A 542-nucleotide genomic window follows, 5' to 3' on the forward strand; every position below is an offset into this window, starting at 1 on the left:
TTAGCGCTGTGGAACCACCCGATCCCATCCCGAACTCGGAAGTGAAACGCAGCTGCGCCGATGGTAGTGTGGCTCAAGCCATGCGAGAGTAGGTCATCGCCAGGGTTTACACCCAAAACCCCGCTGCACGCGCAGCGGGGTTTTCCTTTTTTTGCAGGCACCTGGTTTCGACCTGGACTTGCAGCAACAACTTCACGAAGAGCTTCAAGTTCCTCAAACAAGTTGTTGACAAAGCTGAAAGGCCTGCCATAATAGGCGGCTCGCAACGACGAAAGGCCCTCGGGTCCAACGACGAAGCAGCATCGGCAACAACGTCCACTCCGGTGAGACGGCCTTGAAAAAAGGTGTTGACGAAGCGGAAAAGCCGGCTATAATGGGCGGCTCGCTACGAAGGAAACTTCGCAGCACACGGGAGCGGCGCTGAGGCCACTTCCCCTGATCTTTGAAAGTATGCGCAGGTATCTTGTGAAGGCGCCTGCAGGAAGGATGATTGTCCATCTTGCAGACGTTTGATCAAGCAACTATTAATTGTTTTAAAGCAA

General features: G+C 53.7%; 1 rRNA gene. It reads left to right on the forward strand.

Annotated features, from left to right (window positions below):
• Positions 1–105, forward strand: a 5S ribosomal RNA gene (gene rrf / locus VG543_RS21175); the annotation flags it as partial.
• Positions 106–542: the final 437 nt, after the last annotated feature.

Source organism: Stenotrophomonas sp. CASM101, assembly GCF_049384845.1.
Taxonomy (GTDB): Bacteria; Pseudomonadota; Gammaproteobacteria; order Xanthomonadales; family Xanthomonadaceae; genus Stenotrophomonas; species Stenotrophomonas hibiscicola.